The 16,815-nt window shown below is 64.5% G+C and carries 14 protein-coding genes; 8 read left to right on the top strand and 6 right to left on the bottom strand.

Annotated features, from left to right (window positions below; all coding sequences use genetic code 11):
• The first annotated feature begins 41 nt into the window (after nt 1-41).
• From DOM36_RS00955 to astB, 5 genes are all read left to right on the top strand, one after another.
• Nucleotides 42-1,256, top strand: coding sequence for an aspartate aminotransferase family protein (locus DOM36_RS00955; RefSeq protein WP_075568378.1), 1,215 nt, complete (start codon nt 42-44; stop codon nt 1,254-1,256).
• A complete protein-coding gene (locus DOM36_RS00950; RefSeq protein WP_083941389.1) occupies nt 1,253-2,377 on the top strand; it encodes an arginine N-succinyltransferase in 1,125 nt (374 codons plus the stop codon). The genes DOM36_RS00955 and DOM36_RS00950 overlap by 4 nt, the downstream gene beginning before the upstream one ends.
• A complete protein-coding gene (astA, locus tag DOM36_RS00945) occupies nt 2,377-3,396 on the top strand; it encodes an arginine N-succinyltransferase (RefSeq protein ID WP_110640676.1) in 1,020 nt (339 codons plus the stop codon). Before DOM36_RS00950 ends, astA begins: the two co-directional genes overlap by 1 nt.
• A gap of 104 nt (nt 3,397-3,500) precedes the next feature.
• Entirely contained in the window at nt 3,501-4,970 is a 1,470-nt protein-coding gene (gene astD / locus DOM36_RS00940; RefSeq protein WP_110640674.1) for a succinylglutamate-semialdehyde dehydrogenase, read from the top strand.
• A 25-nt stretch (nt 4,971-4,995) separates the two neighbouring features.
• Nucleotides 4,996-6,363, top strand: coding sequence for an N-succinylarginine dihydrolase (gene astB / locus DOM36_RS00935; protein WP_110640672.1), 1,368 nt, complete (start codon nt 4,996-4,998; stop codon nt 6,361-6,363).
• A 9-nt stretch (nt 6,364-6,372) separates the two neighbouring features.
• Here the strand turns inward: astB and DOM36_RS00930 are convergent, their stop codons facing one another.
• The 5 genes from DOM36_RS00930 to DOM36_RS00910 all read right to left on the bottom strand — a co-directional run bounded on the left by DOM36_RS00930 (nt 6,373) and on the right by DOM36_RS00910 (nt 10,149).
• Complete coding sequence (locus DOM36_RS00930) at nt 6,373-7,422, bottom strand: SPFH domain-containing protein (RefSeq protein WP_110640670.1); 1,050 nt, start codon at nt 7,420-7,422, stop codon at nt 6,373-6,375.
• A 5-nt stretch (nt 7,423-7,427) separates the two neighbouring features.
• Nucleotides 7,428-7,883 carry a nodulation efficiency, NfeD-like protein gene (locus DOM36_RS00925; protein ID WP_075568373.1) on the bottom strand — a complete coding sequence of 152 codons (456 nt, stop codon included), beginning with the start codon at nt 7,881-7,883 and terminating at the stop codon, nt 7,428-7,430.
• A 120-nt stretch (nt 7,884-8,003) separates the two neighbouring features.
• A complete protein-coding gene (locus tag DOM36_RS00920) occupies nt 8,004-8,615 on the bottom strand; it encodes a putative adenosine monophosphate-protein transferase Fic (protein ID WP_110640668.1) in 612 nt (203 codons plus the stop codon).
• A 3-nt stretch (nt 8,616-8,618) separates the two neighbouring features.
• Nucleotides 8,619-8,777 (bottom strand): YhfG family protein, encoded by a 159-nt coding sequence (locus tag DOM36_RS00915; RefSeq protein WP_110640666.1) that lies wholly within the window; start codon nt 8,775-8,777, stop codon nt 8,619-8,621.
• Between the two features lie 175 nt (nt 8,778-8,952).
• Nucleotides 8,953-10,149 (bottom strand): MFS transporter, encoded by a 1,197-nt coding sequence (locus DOM36_RS00910; RefSeq protein WP_110640664.1) that lies wholly within the window; start codon nt 10,147-10,149, stop codon nt 8,953-8,955.
• 296 nt (nt 10,150-10,445) lie between these two features.
• On the opposite strand from DOM36_RS00910, the gene DOM36_RS00905 reads away from it, so the two are divergent.
• Nucleotides 10,446-12,587 carry a PAS domain-containing hybrid sensor histidine kinase/response regulator gene (locus DOM36_RS00905; protein ID WP_110640662.1) on the top strand — a complete coding sequence of 714 codons (2,142 nt, stop codon included), beginning with the start codon at nt 10,446-10,448 and terminating at the stop codon, nt 12,585-12,587.
• Nucleotides 12,588-12,611: 24 nt separating this feature from the next.
• Here DOM36_RS00905 and DOM36_RS00900 read toward each other — a convergent pair whose 3' ends face one another.
• Nucleotides 12,612-14,027: a WecB/TagA/CpsF family glycosyltransferase gene (locus DOM36_RS00900; RefSeq protein WP_110640660.1), complete on the bottom strand. Its 1,416-nt coding sequence runs from the start codon at nt 14,025-14,027 to the stop codon at nt 12,612-12,614.
• Nucleotides 14,028-14,343: 316 nt separating this feature from the next.
• Here DOM36_RS00900 and DOM36_RS00895 point away from each other — a divergent pair, with 316 nt between their 5' ends.
• Together DOM36_RS00895 and DOM36_RS00890 are read left to right on the top strand one after the other, a co-directional pair.
• On the top strand, nt 14,344-15,627 hold the full coding sequence (locus DOM36_RS00895) for an oligosaccharide flippase family protein (protein WP_110640658.1): 1,284 nt from the start codon (nt 14,344-14,346) through the stop codon (nt 15,625-15,627).
• Nucleotides 15,624-16,553, top strand: a complete 930-nt coding sequence (locus DOM36_RS00890) for a glycosyltransferase family A protein (protein WP_110640656.1) — start codon at nt 15,624-15,626, stop codon at nt 16,551-16,553. Before DOM36_RS00895 ends, DOM36_RS00890 begins: the two co-directional genes overlap by 4 nt.
• Nucleotides 16,554-16,815 lie beyond the last annotated feature (262 nt).

Here is a 16,815-nt window from a genome sequence, read left to right as displayed (position 1 = left end):
TATACTCATCCGACACCACCCTAACCTTCAGGGAGAAAGACATGGCCGCGAGCCCGACACGTGACGATTTCGACCGCTACATGACCCCCAACTATTCGCCGCAGCAGGCGATTCCGGTGCGTGGCGAGGGTAGCCGGCTGTGGGATCAGGCGGACAAGGAGTACATCGATTTCGCCGGCGGCATCGCGGTCAATGCGCTGGGGCACTGTCATCCGGCGCTGGTCGGCGCGCTGACGGCGCAGGCCAACAAGCTGTGGCATCTCTCCAACGTCTACACCAACGAGCCGGCGCTGGCACTGGCCAAGCAGATGGTCGAGCGGACCTTCGCCGACAAGGCTTACTTCTGCTCTTCCGGTGGCGAAGCCAACGAAGCGGCGTTCAAGCTGGCGCGGCGTTGGGCGTTCGACAACTTCGGCGAGAAGAAGCACAAGATCATCTCGTTCAGACAGGCGTTCCATGGCCGTACGCTGTTCACCGTCAGCGTCGGCGGTCAGCCCAAGTATTCCGAAGGCTTCGGCCCGATTCCGGGCGGCATCGTTCACGCCGAGTTCAACGACCTCGACAGCGTGCGCACGCTGATCGATGACGACACCTGCGCCATCGTGGTCGAGCCGATCCAGGGCGAAGGCGGCGTGACGCCGGCAACGCCGGAGTTCATGCAGGGCCTGCGCGAACTGTGCGATCGGCATCAGGCGCTGCTGGTGGTCGACGAGGTGCAATCCGGTGTCGGCCGCAGCGGCAAGCTCTACGCCTACATGCACTACGGCGTAACGCCGGACATCCTGACCACCGCCAAGGCGCTGGGTGGCGGCTTCCCGGTCGGCGCGATGCTGACCACCGATCGCGTGGCGCCGTCGCTGGCGGTGGGCACGCACGGCTCCACCTATGGCGGTAACGCGCTGGCCTGCGCGGTGGGGCTGGCCGCGCTGACCACCATCGACACGCCGGAAGTGCTGGCGGGCGTCGAGCGGCGCCATGCGCTGTTCCGCGAGCATCTCGAAGTCATCAATCGCAAGTACGGCGTGTTCAAGGAGATTCGCGGCATGGGCCTGCTGATCGGTGCCGAGATGAGCGACGACTTCGAGGGCCGCGCGCGGGACATCCTGCCGCTGGCGCTGGAGCAGGGGCTGATGATTCTGGTGGCCGGTCCCAACGTGCTGCGCATGGCGCCCTCCCTGGTGATCCCGGAAGCGGATATCCAGGAGGGCATGGCACGGCTGGAACTGGCCATCGGGCAGCTCGTCGACCCATCATGATCGACGCCGATAACGTCTCAGCTGCCGTGGCGGATCCCGCGGTGAGAAGCGTCGGTCATCTCCTGGTTCGTCCGGCACAGTCGGGCGATCTGGCAGCGATCGAGCGCCTCGCCGGCGGTTCCACGCCCAGACTGACGAACCTGCCCGCGCATCGCGATCGGCTGGAAGAGCGAATCGCCCGTTCCAACCGCTCGCTGGCGCATAACGTCGACTTCCCCGGCGACGAACTCTACACCTTCGTCCTCGAGGACCGGGATCTGGGCGAGATCGTCGGCACCGCCAGCATCCGGGCTCAGGCCGGCGCGCAGGACGCCTACTACACCTATCGTCAGGAAACCCTGATCCACGCCTCGCAGCAGCTCAATCTGCGCCACGAGGTGCAGACGCTGTCGCTCTCTCACGAGATGTCGGAAGTCTCGCTGCTGTGCGCGCTGTCGCTGGATTCGCGCTATCGCGGCACCAGTGCGGCGACGCTGCTGCGCCGTGCTCGGTTGATGTTCATCGCCCAGTATCCCGAGCGCTTTGCGGAAACGCTGGGCGTCGCCTTTCCGGGCTATCTCGACGAAGCGGGCGGTTCGCCGTTCTGGGACAGTGTCGGTCGCCATTTCTTCGAGCAGGGCTACCACGAAATCAATCTGCTGGCAGGCGTGCGCTCCAAAAGCTTCATTGCCGAGGTGATGCCGCAGTTCCCACTCTATCTGCCGCTGCTGACCCCGCAGGCCCGGGCGGCGATCGGGCGCGAACATCCCGCCCATGAACCGGCACTGCAGGAGATGCTGGCCGAAGGCTTCGTGCGTTCGCGGCATGTCGATATCTTCGACGCCGGTCCAGTGGTCAGAGCGGAACGGCAGCGTCTGCACACGCTGACCCACTGCGGCTGGCATCCGGTACGCATTCGCCCGGCGGCCTCCCTGCCGGATGCGGAGCCCGCCATGGTGGCCAATCAGCAGCTGGCGGACTTTCGCTGCACCGTCGCGCGCTACGCGCTCACGCCGACCGGCCAGCTGCTGCTGTCGGAAGAGCAGGCGGCACTGCTCGGCGTCGAGGAGGGGCGTGCCGTACTGGTCGCGCCGCTGGCGCTACCCAATGTCGAAGACGCGCTGGACGAGGGAGAACTGTAATGCGCCTGCGACCCATTGGGCATCACGATATCGACGAACTGCAGGCCTTGGCCCAGGAGACCGGTGTCGGTTTCACCTCGTTGCCGAATAGCCGCGAATTTCTGGCGGCCAAGATCGCCAACGCGGTGGCGGCTTTCGAAGGCCGCGTTCCCGAACAGGAACGACTCTACTTCTTCGTGCTCGAGGACGAACAGAGCGGTGAACTGGCAGGGTGCTGCGCGATCGAGGCCGAGGTCGGTCGCGAGACGCCGTTCTATCACTACCGTGTCGGCAAGTTGGCTCACTCCTCGGTTCAGCTCGATCTGCATCGCACCATCGATACGCTGTTTTTGAGCTCCGATCATACCGGCGACGCCGAAGTCGCTTCGCTGTTCCTGCGCCCGGCCTATCGCCGCGATCGCAACGGCACGTTGCTCTCCAAGGCGCGCTGGCTGTTCATGGCGGAATTTCGCGAGTGTTTCCCGGCCAAGGTGCTGGCGGAAATGCGCGGCGTGTTCAGCCCGGACGGCGTCAGTCCGTTCTGGGAAAGTCTCGGCAGTCATTTCTTCCCGATGGAGTTCAAGCAGGCCGATCAGCTCACCGGGCTGGGGCAGAAGAGTTTCATCGGCGAGCTGATGCCGAAGTATCCGATCTACACGCCGTTTCTGCCGCAGGCGGCAAGGGAGTGCATCGGCCAGGTCCACGAGCACACCCGCCCCGCGCTGGAGATGCTCAAGAAGGAAGGGCTGCGCTGGGAAGGCTATATCGACATCTTCGATGGCGGCCCGACGGTCGAGGCCTACATCGACGACGTTCGCGCCATTCGCCACTCCTCCTGCGTCACGGTGGAAGTCAGTGGCGACTCTCTCGCCCAGCCCGAACGCCCCGGCTGGATGGCCGCGACCACTGGCATGAGCGACTTCCGCTGCAGCTGGATCGGCCGTGGCCCCAGCGATGATGGCGTGATCGCGCTCACCACCGTGGAAGCCGAGCGGCTGGGCGTGACCAGCGGCGATGCGCTGCGGGTGCTCGAGTCCTGACCCGTGCAAGGACGCATTCGGAGCCGCCCTTACAAAAACCGGCCCGTTCGAGGGCCCCGGTGACGCGGGGCCGCCCCCTTTTTCAGAACCATCAGGAGTGATGTATGCACGCCAAGCAACAGTTGCTGATCGACGGGCGCTGGACCGACGGCGCCGCCGCGCGCTTTGACAAGCGAGATCCGGTCTCGGGTGCCGTGTTATGGCAGGCGGCGGCGGCTTCGCCCGAGCAGGTCGACGAGGCGATCTCGGCTGCACGGCGTGCGTTTCCTGGCTGGGCGCGACGACCCTTTGCCGAACGTCAGGCCATCGTCGAACGCTTCCGCGACGAGCTCGAGGCCAATCGCGAGCCGTTGGCCCAGAGCATCGCCTTTGAGACCGGCAAGCCGATCTGGGAAGCGCGCACCGAAGTGGGCGCAATGATCGGCAAGGTGGCAATCTCGCTCACCGCCTATCACGAACGCACCGGCGAGCGCGCCCGGGACGCGGGCGGCACGCGCGCCGTGCTGCGCCATCGCCCGCACGGTGTTCTGGCGGTTTTCGGCCCCTACAACTTCCCGGGGCATCTGCCCAACGGGCATATCGTGCCGGCGCTGCTGGCGGGCAATTGCGTGGTGTTCAAGCCCAGCGAGCAGACCCCGATGACCGCCGATCTGACACTGCAGTGCTGGGAGCGGGCGGGCCTGCCTGCCGGCGTGATCGACCTGGTCCAGGGCGCGGCGGAAGTGGGGCAGGCGCTGGCGGGCAACGCCGATATCGATGGCCTGCTGTTTACCGGCAGCGCCAAGGTCGGCGGGCTTTTGCACCGCCAGTTCGGCGGCCAGGTGGGCAAGATCCTGGCGCTGGAGCTGGGCGGCAACAATCCGCTGGTGGTCAAGGACGTGCGCGATCTCGACGCGGCGGTGCTGACCGTCATCCAGTCGGCGTTTCTCTCCGGCGGTCAGCGCTGCACCTGTGCCCGTCGCCTGATCGTGCCGATGGGTGAGTCCGGCGATCAATTGATCGAGAAACTGACGCGCACGCTGACCGGGCTGCGCGTCGCCGAGCCGTTCAGCGAGCCGGCACCGTTCTATGCCGGGCTGGTCAGCCCGCAGGCGGCCGAGGGTTTGCTCGAAGCGCAGCGCGACCTCGAGGCGCGAGGCGGGCGGGTGCTGGTGCGGATGCAGTCGTTGCAGGCGGGGACCAGTCTGCTCTCGCCGGGGCTGGTCGACGTCACCGGCTGCGAGGTGCCGGACGAGGAGCACTTCGGGCCGCTGCTCAAGGTTCATCGTTACCAGAGCTGGGACGAGGCGATCGAACTGGCCAACGATACCCGCTACGGGCTTTCTGCCGGCCTGATCGGCGGAGATCAGGTCGACTGGGACGACTTCCTGCTGCGAATTCGCGCCGGCATCGTCAACTGGAACCGTCAGACCACCGGCGCTTCCGGCGATGCACCGTTCGGCGGCATCGGCGACAGCGGCAATCATCGCCCCAGCGCCTACTACGCGGCGGACTACTGTGCCTATCCGGTCGCCTCGATGGAGGCCGATACGCTGACGATGCCGGCGGAGCTGCCGCCCGGCATCCAGCTATGAGCCATTCCCTCAGTGGAGTCACATCATGAGCGACACGATCAACGCTGACGCGCCGGACATTCGCGAGGTCAACTTCGACGGCCTGGTCGGGCCGACCCATAACTATGCCGGGTTGGCGCACGGCAACGTGGCCTCGATGCGCCATGGCGGGCTTGCCTCCAATCCGCGCGAGGCTGCGCTGCAGGGGCTGGCCAAGATGAAGTCGCTGATGGATGCCGGCTACGCCCAGGGCGTGCTGCCGCCACAGCAGCGCCCGGATCTGGGCGCGTTGCGGGCGTTGGGTTTTCATGGCGACAACTCCCGGGTGCTGGCCCGTGCCGCGGAAGAGGCGCCTCAGATTCTGCGAGCGGTGTGTTCGGCCTCGTCGATGTGGACGGCCAATGCCGCCACCATCACCCCGAGCCTCGATGCCTCGGACGGGCGCGTGCACTTCACGCCGGCCAATCTGCAGTCCAGCTTTCACCGCTATCTCGAACCGGAGACCACAGGCCGCGTGCTGGCGTCGATTTTCCGTGACGAGCGTCATTTCGCCCATCATGGCGTACTACCGGCGACGCCGGCGTTCTCCGACGAGGGCGCGGCCAACCATACCCGCCTGTGCGGCGATCATCGGGAGCCCGGCGTGCACCTGTTCGTCTACGGGCGTCAGGCCTTCGGCGGCGAGCGTGGCCCCAGGCGCTACCCGGCTCGCCAGACACTGGAGGCGAGTCAGGCGATCGCGCGCCAGCATGGGCTCGAGGATTCCCAGCTCGTGTTCGCCCAGCAGCATCCGGATGCCATCGATGCCGGCGTGTTCCACAACGACGTGATCGCGGTGGGCAACGGGCCGGTGCTGCTCTACCACGAGATGGCGTTTCTCGACGAGGAGAAGACGCTGGAGGCGCTGCGCGCCCGGATGGCCTCGCCACTGATCCCGGTGCGGGTGCCGAGCGAGGCGATCAGCCTCGAGGACGCGGTCTCGACCTATCTGTTCAACTCGCAGCTGTTGTCGAATCCGGATGGCAGCATGACGCTGGTGGTGCCGGGGGAGTGCCAGGAGAACGAGACGGTCTGGCGCACGGTTCAGGATCTGCTGCTGGCGGGCTACAACCCGATCGGCGACGTCACGGTCAAGGACGTCAAGCAGAGCATGCGCAACGGCGGCGGCCCGGCCTGCCTGCGTCTGCGCGTGGTGCTCTCGGCGGCGGAACGCCAGGCGCTGAGCGGCCGGGTGCTGCTCAATGACGCGCTCTATGCCGATCTGGTGGGCTGGGTCGAGCGCCACTATCGCGACAGCCTGACCCCGGACGACCTGGCCGATCCCCGGCTAGCCGACGAGACGCTCACGGCGCTCGACGAACTGACCCGGCTGCTGGGCATCGGCAACGTCTATCCGTTTCAGATGGGGGCGTAAACCGGCCGGTCAGCCTTGGCCCGCAGCCCCGCCGACCATGCCACTGCGCAGGTTCGAGGAGTCGTGACGCGTCTTGAGGTGCTGACTGACGGTGTCTTCCGGCGAGCCGGCCAGTTCCCGGAACATGCCCATGCTGCCGAGCAGGGCGGAAGACTCGTAGGGGACGAACACGCGCTCGCCATCCTTGGCCATGGTCGGCAGCGCCTTGATGTAGCTCTGGCCGAGCAGATAGCCCACCACGGTTCGCTTGTTCTCTTCGTTCTCGCCGATGGCATTGAGCACCAGCTTGATCGATTCCTGCTCGCCCTGAGCACGCAGGATCGCGGACTGCTTGTCGCCTTCGGCGTTGAGAATCGACGACTCGCGCTGGCCCTGCGCCATGGCGATGGCGGCGGATTTCTCGCCCTCGGCTTCGGTTACCGTCGCGCGTCGTTTACGCTCGGCGGCCATCTGCAGGCGCATGGCACTTTCGACCTCCTCGGGCATGGCGATGTCCTGCACCTCGACACGGGAGATCTTGACGCCCCACTTGGATGCAGGCTCCTCCATGGCGGACTGGATCGCGTTGTTGACCTCGGCACGCGACTCGAACAGCTTGTCCAGCTCCATCTTGCCCACCACCGAACGCAGCGTGGTCTTGGCCAGCACCTCGACGGCCTGGCTCATGTTGGCGACTTCGTAGACGGCCCGCTTGGGGTCGATGATCTGATAGTAGAGCGCGCCATTGATCGTGACCGTCACGTTGTCGGTGGTCACAACCGGCTGGCCGGGAAAATCCATGACCGTCTCTCGGCGGTCGATGCGGATCTCGTCGGTGGCGATGGGATAGTACTCTTCGCCCTGCTTGCGATAGCGGATCATGCTGATGGCGCGAGGCTGCTCAATGAACGGAATGATGAAGTTGATCCCGCTCTCGAGCAGCCGATTGAACGACCCCAGGCGCTCCACGACCATCACCTCAGACTGGCGAACGATCACCAGCCCCTTGACGATGAGCAGCACGCCGATGGCGACGATGATCAGGCTGATGATCAGACCCGGGCTGGCAAGAAAATCCATGTTGGTCACTCCGTTGGGCGCTTCAGCGTGACGATGGCCTCGGTGCCGTCGAAATGCTGAAAGATGACCGGGCTGCCCAGTGGCAGCTCGGTCGTGTCGGTATCGGCAACTCTCAGTCGATAGAAATCGCCATTGATCTTGAGGCCGCTGGCGCCATCGAAATCGCGCTTGAGCGTGCGGTACTCGTTGCCCTTCTCGACGCCGGTGCCAGTGGTGCCGTAGTCGACGCCCGGTGGTGAGAATCGGGGGCGGATCACCCGGATGACCACCGGCAGCAGCACCCCGGCGACGAGCCCCAGGCCGATCAGTTGCCAGGTCAATGAAGCGCCCAGCCAGGCCAGCAGCGCTGCGGTGGCGGCGGCGATCGCCAGCGCCAGCAATACCAGCGCGCCGGAGGCCAGCTCCGCCAGCCCCAGCAGCAGCGCGACGGCCAGCCAGACATAAGCCACGTTCCAGTCCATATCGGTCCTCGGTGATCGAGTCGGGAGAAAATTTCTCGAGGTCGGCGCTCGATGCCAGCCGGCGCCCGGGGCTCGTCAGCTTCACTGCAAAGCGGTCAAAACGCAGACTGGCAAAAAACCTCATGGATCGGGAGGCAATTCATCCAGTGGCCGACCGATGCATTTATCGAAGATGACAGTCATGGCCTCGTAGTCGCAATGGTAGGGAGCGATATTGGCGTGCAGCCACTCCTCACGCTGGATTCCATCCCATGAAATTTCGTAGCCGACATTGATGACAAGATGCTCGAAAAGGAGGCGCTGAGCTCGACCGTTACCTTCTCTGAAGGCGTGAATGACGTTCAAATCGCCATAGAACCCAGCGATGGCGCTGACCAGTGGGCCGCGAGAAAGGTTGGTGAATTCCTGTTCCTGGGCCAGGCGAGTGAAGAGCTTGCCAGCCTCGGGTTCGATGCGCTGTACGTTGCAGAAGCGAGTCTCGCCTTTGACGATGTCGATGGTTCGGAGCTCACCGGCCCAGGGGTAAAGATCGGCAAATAGCTGATGATGAAGGCGCTTTAAATAACCGAGGTCGTAAGGTGGTGGGGCGAACTGAATAGTCTCTGCTGCGAGAACCGTCAGTTCGCGCTCCGCGGCTTCCAGTGTCGGGTCATCCCCAATGCCCAGTAAGTTCCTGAGTATGGTGGTCCCCTCATAGCAATAGGGATCCTGACCGGCGCCGTACTCATCCACGGATCAATTCTGACGATATTTTTCCAGAACAGCCGCCTTACTGCTCAGGGGGCGGGATGGAATAGTCGAGTCCATCCCTTCGAGACGCAGACTGGCCGCATAGTTGGCCTGTTTCACCTTGGCGAAATAGGCCCGCTTAGCCTTGAGAGATACGTTTGGCATGACGACTCCTGCAAGCGTTTTTTCTATTCTAACGCATCGTGGCCCGCGATGGAGTCGATGAGCTGATGCTAGTTGGCTTCGTTGTCTTTTCTGCCGGCCCATGAAACCAGAAGCGCATTAGAGATCGTTACGGCAAGAAATGATGTGACGACCACGGCGTGCTCGGCGGGGCAAGTCAGTCATCGCCCAGCTTGACCATCTTCGGCCGTCCGATCAGCACCCCGGCGACGCTCTGGGCGGCGAGCAGCACGATCAGAAAGATCAGCGACAGCTGCCAGTCGCCGCTCAGGCCGTGCAACGTGCCGAACAGCAGCGGCCCGCTGGCGCCCATCAGGTAGCCGATGCTCTGGGACATGCCCGAGAGCATCGCGGCGTGCTGTGGCTGCCGGGTGCGCAGCACGATCATGGTCAGCGCGAAGGCAAAACAGCCGCCCTGACCGGCCCCCAGCAGCAGCGCCCACAGCAGCGGCGAGGCGGTCGGGGCCAGCAGCAGGCCGAACAGCGCCAGCGCCACCAGCGAACAGAGCCCGAGCACCAGCAGGCTGTGATGGGTCAGCCGCGAGGCCAGTCTGGCGACGACGTAGCTGCCCGGGATGCTGGTGAGGTTGATCAGCGACAGCATGATCCCGGCGGTCGCCACGGGTACGCCGGCCTGAATCGCCACCGCCGGTACCCATGTCTGCAGCGTATAGAAGCTCAGCGACTGAGCACCCATGAACAGCGTCAATGTCCACGCTACCGGGCTTCGGAACAGCCGCGACATCGGCGGTCGTCGGCTCGATGCCCGCTCGGCGGGGGCCAGCGAGATCGCCACGCGCCACCACACGATGGCGGAGCCGATGCCGAAGGCGGCCCATAGCCAGATTGGCGTGGACCAGCTTCCCGACAGATTCATCAGCGGAATGGCGCTGCCGGCGCTGATCGTGGCGCCGACGCCCATCATCACCGTATAGAGCCCCATGGTGCGGCCGAGTCGATCACCGCGATCACGTTTGACCAGGCTCGGCATGAACACGTTGCCTAAGGCGATGCCCATCCCCGCGCACAGGGTGCCGAGCAGCATGACCGTCAGGCTCTCGATACCGCGCAGCACGCCGCCGATGGCGATCAGCGTGATCGCGCAGGCGATGGCCCGGTCGAGGCCGACGCGATCGGCGAAGCCCGGCGCCAGCGGCGAGAGCAGCCCGAAGCAGAGAATCATCCCGGTGGTGAAGAGGCTCGCCGTCCCCGCGCCGATGGAGAGCGTCGACATGATCGGATCGAGCACTGGCCCGATGACGACGATCGGCGCACGCAGATTGATCGCTGCCAGACCGAAAGCGACGAGCCATAGCCAGGCGGGTAGCGGGGCGCGGTTGAGTGATGTCGACATGGCAAAAGTCCGGGAAAATCGAGGCGCTAGCTTAACATCGATGACCGATGACCTGGCGCTGCAACGGACGATTGGCACCGCGATGTCGCCTCGAATTCGGCCGGTGTCGATCGCATCCCGATGCGGGGCCGGGTTGGCGCACGCCACCGAGCCAACGAGGAGAAAGCGCGGCCAGGAGGAACGCTGGCCAGGGTCACAATGCCTGGGCAAGCACGGTACGATTTAGACATTGCTTAACGATCCGCTTGCCTGCGCTACGCTGAGAGTCAAGGTGCGAACGATACGAGGAGCCCACGTTGGCGACATCCCCAGATGAAGTATCCGCCAAGGAGCAGGTCGAGCGTCTGACGCGCCGGCTGAAGCGTTCCGAAAATGCGCGAGAAGAGGCGGAGGCGATTCTCGAGCGACGCAGCCGGGAGCTGCTGCAGGCCAACGAACAGCTGATGGAGCGCGAGTCCGAGCTGCTCGCCAGGCTGGAGCGCGAGACTCAGCATCTGATCCGCGCGCAGCGTACGGCAAGAATGGCGACCTTTCACCGCTATCGCGGCAGCCGGATGGCGACGTCGCCCGCCTTCAACAGTCTCCTGGGGATCAATACCGAGGCCAAGGCCAGCGCGCAGGCGCTATGGGAGTCCATCCATCCGTTAGATCGCGAAAAGATACAGAGTGCGGAAACGGCGTTCTATCAATCCGCGGAAGCGGGGATAGACCACGAGTACGACTGCCGGATTCTGCGTGACGGCGAGATCCGCTGGATTCGCTGGATCATTCGCAAGGAGGTTGACGAGCAGAACCGTTTCGTCTCGTTCATCGGTGCCATACAGGACATCACCGAGCAGCGCGCCTCCGAGCGCAGGGCGCGGGCCCTGGCGCTGGTCGCCGAGCGGCGGGTGAAGCAGTTGACCCGGCTCAGCGAGGCGCTGCGCGCGAGCCGCCATGCCGCCGAAGCGGCGCTGCGGGTCAAGGCCGATTTCCTCGCCGCCGTCAGTCATGACATCCGCACGCCGTTGAACGGCATCATGGGCATGCTTCACCTGCTCTCTCTGGATACCTTGCGTGTCGATCAGCACGAACGGCTCGGGATTGCGCAGGATGCCGCCAACCAGTTGCATCGCTATATCGAAGATGTCATCGACATGGCGCAGACCGATGAAGGCGCCCTGGAGTACTGGCCGCAGGCGGTGGACATCCGTCGGCAACTCGAAGCGGTCATCCGCTTCTGGCAGGGGGGCGGGCGCCAGGAGCCGACGCCGTCGCTCGATCTGGACATCGACCCGTCACTGGGGGGCACGCTGGTCACCGATCCGGTGCGCTTGCGACAGATCCTCAATGTCTGTATCGAGCGGTTGGCGGAACGGGGCGTGCCGATCCGGATCCGTGTCGAGCGGCAACCGGAGGGGATCGACATCCTGCTCTCCTGCCGCGGTGAGGAACAGGCCCGCCTGGTGGCAGATCCGCGTCAGCGTGCACGGCTGAAGCGCTTGGCGGCTACGATCGGCGCGCAGATACGGCCGCTGAACGCGAGGGCGCGGGTAGGCATCATGCTCTCGCTGGCGGCCGCCGAAGCGTCGCCAGGGGTGCAGCCTGAGCTGTCTGCACCGGAAGAGACGCCACACCCTTGGCCCGACGGCGACACGCCTCGCGTGCTCGTCGTCGACGACATTGAGACCAATCGTGTCGTGTTGACCCAACTGCTGCAGGTCATGGGCTACGCCAGCGATGTCGCCTGTGATGGCGATGAAGCCGTGGAGAAGGTGCTGGGCGAGGGCGAGGCATACGCTGTCGTGCTGATGGATCTGCGTATGCCGCGCATGTCCGGGGAGGAGGCGGTGGCGTGCATTCGGGCAGCGGCGGATCCGAGATGTCAGCGCCTGCCCATTGTCGCGGTGACGGCGCATGCCGGCCGGGAAGAGTTGGCGGCCTTGAGTGCACAGGGTTTCACCGAAGCGATGACCAAACCGGTCGATCATCAGCGGCTCTCGGCGGTGCTGCGGCGGGTACTCGATGCAGGTGCTCTCGACGATGGCACTCTCGACGTATCCGGCGATGACGATGCACTGAGCGACGAGACGACACTGGCTCCGGACCTTTCGCCGTCGACACCCATCGAGCCGGACTATTTCCGCACGCTCTTCAAACCGCTGGCCGCGTCGCGTCGGGAGTTGCTGCTGAAGGTGGCCATCGATGATTTCGACAGGCTGATCCAGGAGTTGGAGGCAGGCCACGCGCGCAACAGTGCCGAGGATATCGAGCGCGCCGCGCACAGTCTCAAGGGGGTGTCGGGCAACTTCGGCGCTTTCTCGCTGATGGCGGCAGTCGAGGCCTACCGGGCACTGCCGGTAGACCAGGCCGCGGCACGCCTGCCGGCCCTGCGCAAACAGGTCGCGGGCGTGATCGAGCACGTCCGCGACCTGTTTGCCGATCTGGATTTGGAGTGAGCCCTTGCGACTCCGGCCAGCTCTTCAGTAGGCGCCGCGACGGCTAAGGACGGCGGGGACCGTACGCAGCATCAGCGCGAAGTCGCGGATGATGCTACGGCCGTTCAGGTAATCGATGTCCATCACGACCTGCTGTTCGAAGGGGATGTCGGCGCGGCCCGAGACCTGCCAGGTGCAGGTGATGCCGGGTTTGCCACCCAGACGCTGCCAGCTGGCATCGCGATAGGTGATGACTTCGTCCGGCAGGGCAGGGCGCGGTCCGACGATCGACATGTCACCGCGCAGCACGTTGATCAGCTGGGGCAGCTCGTCGAGTGACGTCTTGCGCAGCCAGGCCCCCACTCGGGTGATACGCGGGTCCCGCTTCATCTTGAAACAGACGCCATCCCGTTCACTGCTGGCGAGCAGCTCGGCGCGACGGGCTTCGGCATCTCGCACCATGGAGCGGAACTTCAGCATCATGAAGGGTTTGCCGTTGGCACCGATACGGCGTTGGCGAAACAGTGCCGGGCCCCGGTCCTCGGTGCGGATGGCCAGCGAGATGAGCGCGAACAGCGGGGCGAGGACCAGCAGCGCGGAACCGGCGATCGTCACATCTACCAGGCGCTTGAGCGCCGCGTGATAGCGGGTACTGGCCAGGCGTGTCTGCAGCCCCGCCAGCGTGGCATGTGCCAGGAAGGTCACGTTGCCGATGAGATAGCGCTGGGCCAGGCGCCGGGGTTCCTGGGCCAGGCGCCACATCCACTCGCAGCCGCAGCGTCGCACCCAGGCCGGGGCACGGCTGACATTGTCGGCGTAGTAGTCGAACAGGCCGCCGACACCCAACACGACGGGCACCCGCAGGCGATGACGGTTCTCGGCGATCCAGTTCTCCTGGATCGGCACGCCGAAGCCCACGAACAGCAGATCCGGTTTTGCCCGGTTGATGCGCGAGATCAGCAGCTCCGTCTCCTCGGCGGCGAAGAAACCGTGTTGGGTGCCTGCGATGTCCAGGGTCGGATAGCGCTGCTGCATGGCGTCGGCGGCTTTGGCTGCGGTGCCCGGGCTGCCGCCCAGCAGGTAGATCGAGAGTTTTCGGGTGGCGGCGCGGTCGCACAGGGCCGGGAACAGGTCGGTGCCGTTGAGATTGTCGCCCAGCGGCGAGCCGGCCAGCTTGGAGGCGATGCGAATGCCCGAGCCATCCGGCAGCAGCAGGTCGGCTTGCGCCAGGCTCTGGCGATATTGCGCATCGCGGCGGGTCACATTGACACAGTGTGCGTTGATGAAGTTGATCGTCGTCGGCGTGCGCTGAACGGCGCGTTCGGCGATGGCGTCAACGGCCGCCTTAAGCGTGGCCGACACCAGCGGAAGGCCGAACAGGGGGACCGTGGCCAGGGCCTGTTCCGGTGCCGGTGAGACGAAGGCAGTCGAGGTGTGGGTGTCGAGATGGGCAGTGTTCATGGTGACTCTCCAGTGGCGATCGAATGAGCTGTCTGGAGAAGATGTGTCATAAATCGTGCCAACTTTTATTTTTTGTTAATAAACAATTTGTTGCGTTTATTTTGGCGGGGGAAATGGCGTTGGAACAGGGCTTGCCAGGCGCTCGGTTTGCAGCTTGCGTCGTCGAATGCAAATGGCATGTCAATTTGCGACGAAGTCGCTGGAAAACACCATGTGGTGGCAGGGATATCTAGCTAACTAGTTGCAATTTAATAGGTTTTTGGAGTTGGCCCGATTATTGAATGATATGGGCAAATACTATTGACCGGTGCCGGACATGAATCCATTCGCTTTTCGCTTTCGCAATGCCCGTCAGGACGTCAGCCCACTGATACGTGGCCTGGTCGCCTTCGGTAGTGCCGAGATGATCAATCGTGTCGTGCGTATCCTGGCGATCGTGGTGATCGCCCGGCAGGTGTCCCCCACCATCATGGGCGTGGCGGCGCTGGCCCTGAGCCTGTTCGAAGTGGTCAGAGCCTTGGCCAACGCCGGGATCGGCCAGCGAATCATCGCTGCCGACGTGGATGCGCTGGCGGCGACCTGCAACACGGCCCTCAGGCTGTTCTGGTGCTGGTGCCTCGGCGTGGCTGCGATTCAACTCGTCTTGGCCGCTGGGCTGCATCTCTTCGGCATGCAAGAGATTCCGCTGATGCTGGCCCTGCTCTCCGGTGTCTATCTGTTCATGCCGGCGGGGTTGGTGCAGGTGTTTCTGCTCATGCGCGAGGAGCGCTTCGGGGCGATCGCGCGGATCGCGACCGTGCAGAACGTCAGCGATCATCTGCTGACCCTGCTCTTCGTGCTGCTGTGGCCGAGTGCCTGGGCCATCGTGCTGCCCAAGCTGGTCACTGCGCCGGTGTGGCTGGTACTGGTGCGTCGGGCCAAACGGTGGGTGCCGCAGCACGAGGCGGGCCATGTGCCCTGGCGTACCTTCATGGGCTTCGCCGTCGGTGTCCTGATCACCGAAATGGTCAATGTCGCACGCACGCAACTCGATAAGCTGATCGTGGGGGCCGTCTTTGGTGTTAAAGCGCTGGGTATCTACTATTTTGCGTTCAACGCAGGCCTTGGTATCACCACCTCATTCGTGATGGCGCTGGGTCAGATACTGTTCCCCTACATCTGCCGCGCGGATGGCTTGGCCGATCGCCGACGCCGGTGTCGCAACGGGCTGATGCTGGCGCTGGTGGTGTTCATGCCGGTGTTGCTGCTGCAGGTCTGCCTGGCGCCCTGGTACGTACCGTTCATCTTCGGTGCCCAGTGGACGCCGTCGGCCCCGCTGGTCTCGATTCTGGGTCTCGGGGCGATGCCGATGATCTTCGCCGCTGTGGCCAGCGCCTGGTTGCGAGCGCTCGACCAGCCGGGAGTCGAAGCCATGATGAGCAGCATGGCGACGGCGGCGGCCCTGGGTGGCCTGGCGGCCTTTGCCGGCTGGGGGTTGCTGGTGGCCGCGGGTGCCTACGTGGCGGGGCTCGCGCTGATCCTGATTCCTGGCTCGATCTGGTGCCTGACACAAGATGCTGGCATCGTCTCACGGATGCCGTTCAAGAGGGCTTGTGCATGACTCGACCGAGGTTTTCCGTCGTGATTCCGGTATACAACGCCGCGGGCAGTATCGAGGAGACTGTTGCGAGCGTGCTGCGACAGACGGAACCTCACTTCGAGCTATGGCTCATCGACGATGGTTCCACCGATGACTCACTGGCGCGTCTACACGCCCTGGAGGCACGCGATGCGCGTATTCGCGTGGTCTCCATGGCCAATGGTGGTGTCGCCGCAGCGCGCAACGCTGGGGCGGACCGTGCCGAAGGGGAGTGGATCGCGTTTCTCGACGCCGATGACGTGTGGCATCCCACCAAGCTGGAGCGACATTGGCATCATCATGGCCAGGATCCGCTGCTCGACATGAGTTTCGCCAAGATCGCCTTTCTGCTCGGCGAGGGGGACGACCTGGCACGCGCGCAGACAATCTCCACGGTTCCGCCGGACGCGCTGACGCTCGAGGATGTGCTGGGGGAGAACCCGGTCTGCACCAGCTCCAATCTGGTCGTCAGTCGCGAATGCTGGCAGGCCAGTGGCGGATTTCGTCAAGGCATGCAGTACGCCGAGGATCAGGAGTGGCTGGCGCGTGCCGTCAACCAGGGGCGGCGTATTCGTGGCATGGATGTGCTGCTGGTCGGATATCGACTGTCGGCCGGCGGGCTGTCGGCCAATCTGCGCGCCATGTATGACGGCTGGCAGACGCTGACTCAGGACTACGCGGCGGATTTCGATGCCTCCTCCGCGCGGGCGCTGTATTGCCGCTACCTGGCGCGCCGGGCGCTTCGCGCGGGCAGTTCGCCATGGCAGGCACCGCGCTTTGCGCTGGTCGGGGTGGCGAGTTCGCCACGGGCGTTCTTCCGCGATCGACGCCGGGGCATGATGACCCTGGCGGGGGCGATGGTCAGCCCGCTGCTGCATCGCACCCTGCGCATGCGTCTCTTCGCCTAGTTTCTCCAAGACAGTCTCTTCGCGAAGGCCTTGTCACGATAGTCTCCTCAAGCCAGTCTCGTCGACTGGCCGCTCCGCACCGCCGCGACATCTCTGCGCGCGCTGGCCTATCCCGCATGCAGGGTATGACGGCATCGCTCAGGCTGGCTGGTATATCGCTGGCCCTTCTTCTTCGCTGGTATCGATCACGGGCAAATTGCGAAACCGCAAAAGGCGTGCGTTGCAATCTGCAGTCATTAGCGCAGATCATCGATATGATGAC

The sequence above is a fragment of the Salinicola sp. CPA57 genome (assembly GCF_003206035.1).
GTDB lineage: Bacteria > Pseudomonadota > Gammaproteobacteria > Pseudomonadales > Halomonadaceae > Salinicola > Salinicola socius.
The sequence above is the reverse complement of the archived record's forward strand: the minus strand, read 5'-3'. Positions and strand labels throughout refer to the sequence as shown.

Excerpts from the sequence above, each read along its gene's own strand:
- astA (WP_110640676.1), top strand. The coding sequence starts at position 2,377 with ATGCGCCTGCGACCCATTGGGCATCACGATATCGACGAACTGCAGGCC.
- DOM36_RS00915 (WP_110640666.1), bottom strand. The coding sequence starts at position 8,777 with ATGCCAAACGTATCTCTCAAGGCTAAGCGGGCCTATTTCGCCAAGGTG.
- astD (WP_110640674.1), top strand. The coding sequence starts at position 3,501 with ATGCACGCCAAGCAACAGTTGCTGATCGACGGGCGCTGGACCGACGGC.
- DOM36_RS00955 (WP_075568378.1), top strand. The coding sequence starts at position 42 with ATGGCCGCGAGCCCGACACGTGACGATTTCGACCGCTACATGACCCCC.
- DOM36_RS00930 (WP_110640670.1), bottom strand. The coding sequence starts at position 7,422 with ATGGATTTTCTTGCCAGCCCGGGTCTGATCATCAGCCTGATCATCGTC.
- DOM36_RS00950 (WP_083941389.1), top strand. The coding sequence starts at position 1,253 with ATGATCGACGCCGATAACGTCTCAGCTGCCGTGGCGGATCCCGCGGTG.
- DOM36_RS00895 (WP_110640658.1), top strand. The coding sequence starts at position 14,344 with ATGAATCCATTCGCTTTTCGCTTTCGCAATGCCCGTCAGGACGTCAGC.
- DOM36_RS00925 (WP_075568373.1), bottom strand. The coding sequence starts at position 7,883 with ATGGACTGGAACGTGGCTTATGTCTGGCTGGCCGTCGCGCTGCTGCTG.
- DOM36_RS00890 (WP_110640656.1), top strand. The coding sequence starts at position 15,624 with ATGACTCGACCGAGGTTTTCCGTCGTGATTCCGGTATACAACGCCGCG.
- DOM36_RS00910 (WP_110640664.1), bottom strand. The coding sequence starts at position 10,149 with ATGTCGACATCACTCAACCGCGCCCCGCTACCCGCCTGGCTATGGCTC.
- astB (WP_110640672.1), top strand. The coding sequence starts at position 4,996 with ATGAGCGACACGATCAACGCTGACGCGCCGGACATTCGCGAGGTCAAC.
- DOM36_RS00900 (WP_110640660.1), bottom strand. The coding sequence starts at position 14,027 with ATGAACACTGCCCATCTCGACACCCACACCTCGACTGCCTTCGTCTCA.